Below are 4,457 nucleotides of genomic sequence, written 5' to 3' on the forward strand. Positions count from 1 at the left end.
TACCAAGCCTTGGACACTGACACCGTTACCCCCGGACCAGGCCAGGCCATCGTAGACCTTGCTGGCATCCTGAGCCGTAATGAGCACGTCAAGCAAGGCTTTGTTGATGGTGAGTGTGCCGTCCTGAAAACTGATATCGTAATTGGTCGAACTCAGACCGGACGGCGTGAGGGTATACTGGCCAGCGTCAACTGCGCCCTGAGCGTTACCGCTCCAGGTCAGTTCACTGCCCAACACGTCAGCACCGTCCCCAGCGACAAAGCCGTCATAGCGGATGCCATTGCCCCCGGTCCAGGCCAGGCCATCATAGACCTTGCTGGCATCCTCAGCGGTGACGGTGAGAGGGGCCTTTTTGATGGTGAGGGCACCGTCCTGAAAACGGATATCGTAGTTGTCGGAGGTCAGACCGGACGGCGTGAGAGCGTAGGTTCCCGCGTCCACTGCCGTTAAGGCGTCGCGGTCCCAGCCCAACAGACCGGTCAGCACGCCCGTGTCTTCACTGTTGACGAAGCCGTCATAGCTTACCGTCGGCGTCCCGTCCCAGACCTGTCCATCATAGACCTTGCTGGCATCCTCAGCGGTGACGGTGAGAGGGGCCTTTTTGATGGTGAAGGTGCCGTTGGTCAGGGTCAGGTCATAGCCTTGCTGGTGTGAGTGGCCACCACCCAAGATCATGTCATAGGTGCCGGCATCTTTTTTAGAGTCGCTTGTGACCGATATAGTGCCCAGTACCCCGTCGGGGGTGTAAGGTGCATCGGCACTCCAACTGCCGGTAACGGTTTGGTTTTTGCCGGTGTAGGTTGTGGTGACATCATTCACAGTCAAGGCAAGAGGGGTGAGGAAAGCGCGTAGCAGTGGTGTGGTGTGATCCTCATACAAGCGCCAGACGCTATCGGTACCGCCTTGAACATCGATATCAGCACCCCAGTGTTCAAAAGTGTCGAGTTTCTGGAGATCGGCCAGTGTCTTAGGGGTGCCTAACTTATTGCCCGTATAGACGATATCCTCATTGCCTCCATTGTTGATTGAGTTGCCGTTGTTATCGGTCGTGCTGAAAAAGCTGTCGATGCTGCTGCTCTTGCCGTAGACGAACCCCACCAGCCCGCCGAGTTTATCAGGGCCTGTGCCAGTGCCAGTTACGGCACCGGTGGCGTAGCTTTGGGTGATGCTGATGAGGCCGGCGGAACTGGTGTTGGAACCCGCCAGCCCGCCAACGTATTCAGTGCCGTTGACCGCGCCGGTGGCGTAGCTTTGGGTGATGCTGCTGGTGCTGAGGTGGCTGGTGTCGATGTTATAGTCTTCGACGTTTACTTGGCTGTGGTTGCGGCCCACCAGCCCGCCGACGTCGGACTTGCCAGTGACCGCGCCGGTGGCGTAGCTTTGAGTGATGCTGATGCTGCTGCTGTTGTTGCTGTTGCCGTCGAGGTTGGTGAAAGCCAGGGATAAGCCTCGACCCACCAGCCCGCCGACGTTGTAATTGCCAGTGACCGCGCCGGTGGCGTAGCTTTGAGTGATGCTGTGGCTGGTGACGGAGTGGAGTGTGTCGGTGCTGCTGCTGCTATAACCCACCAGCCCGCCGATGTTGCTAAAGCCGGTGACCGCGCCGGTGGCGTAGCTTTGGGTGATGCTGCTGTTGCTGCTGTTCCTGCCGTCGCTGTTGCTCCAGCCTACCAGCCCGCCGACGTAGGACTCGCCGGTGACCGCGCCGGTGGCGTAGCTTTGGGTGATGATACTGCTGCTGCTGCCGTAGGTGCCGCTGTAGCTGTGGCTGTAGCCCACCAGCCCGCCGACGTGGGACTTGCCGTTGACCTTGCTGGTGGCGTAGCTTTGGGTGATGCTGCTGCTGCCGTAGCTGTTGCTGTTGCTGTCGCTGCGGCTGTAACCCACCAGCCCGCCGACGTATTCAGTGCCGGTGACCGCGCCGGTGGCGTAGCTTTGGGTGATGCTGCTGCTGCTGCTGCTGCTGCTGCTGCTGCTGCTGCCGTCGCCGAAGCTGTCGTTGTGGCTGTAGCCCACCAGCCCGCCGACGTAGTTTTCCCCTGTTACAGTGGCATTGGTGAGCCCAAGGTGACGAATGGCACTGCCGTTGCCGGTGCTCCCAAACAGGCCGATTTGATTTTCATCAGGCCGGTTAATGGTCAAATTGTTAATGGCATGGCCAAGGCCGTCCAGAGTGCCCGTAAAGCTGGTGCTTGGATTTCCATCTTCGTAATACCCGATGGGATCAAAGCCCCTTTCACTCCACATGCTTGATGAATTCGAGCCATCGGCAATGGAGGCATCAATAGCATTGGCCAGAGTGTAGTCTGCGTTCAGGTCCATCGCCATTAGCTGCAGTTGATGGGCGTTGCGGATATTGGTGGAGTATTCTGAACGCAGGAACGGGCGGGTTTCGCCGTCGATCATGAACCAGTCATTGGTGAAGTCGAAAGCTTCGTAACTGTCTTGCTGACGGGCATTGATAGTTCCCAGGCCCGTTGCGCTACAGGGCGCAGTAAAGAGACCTGTGCAGGATTGTTGCCCGGTTGTGTCGCTATCCCAATAGCTATTGGTGATGTCGCCACTGTTAGAGCCCACGAGCCCGCCGGCGTTTTGAGTGCTAGTGACCATGCCTGTGGCATAGGTCTGCTCGATTGTTGCACGATTGTTATTGCCCACTAGCCCGCCGACGAAGTTCTTGCCAGTGACCGCACCAGTGGCGTAGCTACTGTTGATTGTTTTGTTATTGGTACCCACCAGCCCGCCGACGTATCTACCCTCGCCGTTGACCGCGCCAGTGGCGTAGCTTTGGGTGATGCTACCGTCGTTAATGCCCACGAGCCCACCGACTTTTTCGTTGCCTTTGACCGTATTTGTGGCGTAGCTCTGGGTAATGTGGCTGCTCCATCCCCTTAAAGGAGCGCCGTAGCCAACCAGCCCTCCGATACCTGTTCCTGTGCCTAGTTCTGTTCCTGTTCCCGTAACTGAGCCAGCGGCGTAGCTCTGGATGATTTTTCCGAAGTTCAGGCCTACAAGCCCGCCGACGTAGTTCTCGCCAGTTACCGTGCCGGCGGCGTAGCTTCTAATGACGTCGCCGAGGTCTTTGAAACCCACCAGCCCGCCGACGTTGTATTTCCCTGTTATGCTGGCATCAGCGAGCCCAAGGTGACGAATGGCACTGCCGTTGCCGGTGCTCCCAAACAGGCCGATGTAATTTTCATCAGGGCGGTAGATGGTCAAATTATTAATGGCATGGCCGAGGCCGTCCAGAGTGCCGGTAAAGCGGGTGCTGCCATCCCCGATGGGATCAAAGCCTGCGCCGCTGCCCCAACCTGCTGTATCACTGGCTTCAATATCGGTCGCCAAGGCGTAATGGCCACCGAGGTCTGTGCTTATGCCCTGCAGTTGATCGAGGGTGTGGATCAGGGTGAAATCCTGGCCATTGACACGGAATGCGCCGCCGCTGCCGGCGGTAAAACTGATCGGCGCGTTGATCTGATAATGACTATCGGTAGCGGGTGTGGACGTTGTCTCACCTTTTGTTCCGCCGTAGTTCAGTTCAACGCGACCGCCGCTGTTCTCCACTGTGATGGGCGCATTGATTAGAATGTTGTTATGGGCGTCAAGGGTGAGGGTGGTAGCAGCATTCCAGCTGACCGCCGCGTTGACGGTGATATCACCGGCTTCACTGCCTGCGTCAGCCGTTTCTATGCTGATATTGCTTCCAGCCAGTTGAGAACTCAGAGTGTCAGCACCGATACTGCTGTCCGTCTTCTCGGCATTACCGGCGCTGACGGTAAAATCGGTGGGGTCGATCAGCCATTCGCCGGTGTTGCCACTGTCGGCCAGGGTGGTGACCTTCACCCCATCCTTGATCTGGACCTTGGCCGCGCTGGTTTCGATAAAACCGCCATCGCCGCCGTTCGGTGCAGCGGCATCCAGCGTACCCGCCACCTGCAATTGCCCCTGCTGCATATCGCCCAGCAGTACGATCTCGCCGTTCTCGCCACTGGCCAGTGTTTGCGCACGGGTGATGCCGGTATGGTTGATCACACTGGTGGCCAGTTCACCGGCGGCGCGGGCGGTGAGATACACGGTGCCGCCATCGGCACGGATGGCACCGCCCTGTTCAATCAATGTATTGAGCGCACCTTCATCCACTTTGAGCTTGACCGGCCCGCCCATATCCAGCGTGACCGTGCGGCCCGCGCCCATCAACACGTTACCGGCGGTGGCCTGCAGCGTGCCTTCGTTGACAAGGGTGGCGGCGATCAGTGCGATGGTGCCGCCCTCGGCCACCTCGATATCGCCCTGGTTGATGACGGCTGCGGTGCTGTCGCCTTCAAACTGAAAGTGATTGGCCAGAAAGTCCTCATCACTCAATTCAAGCGTCGATGCGACCAGCCCGCCGGTATTGACCTGTGCGGTAGGGCTGAACAGCACCCCGTTGGGGTTAAGCAAAAACACCTGCCCATTGG

Annotated in this window: 1 protein-coding gene; it reads right to left on the minus strand. The window is 58.4% G+C overall.

Annotation, left to right across the window (positions count from 1 at the left end):
• Nucleotides 1–4,457: GLUG motif-containing protein (locus tag CLV44_RS17060; RefSeq protein ID WP_106593327.1), on the minus strand; the 4,457-nt coding region annotated here is incomplete at both ends.

It is taken from the genome of Marinobacterium halophilum (assembly GCF_003014615.1).
Classification (GTDB): domain Bacteria; phylum Pseudomonadota; class Gammaproteobacteria; order Pseudomonadales; family Balneatricaceae; genus Marinobacterium; species Marinobacterium halophilum.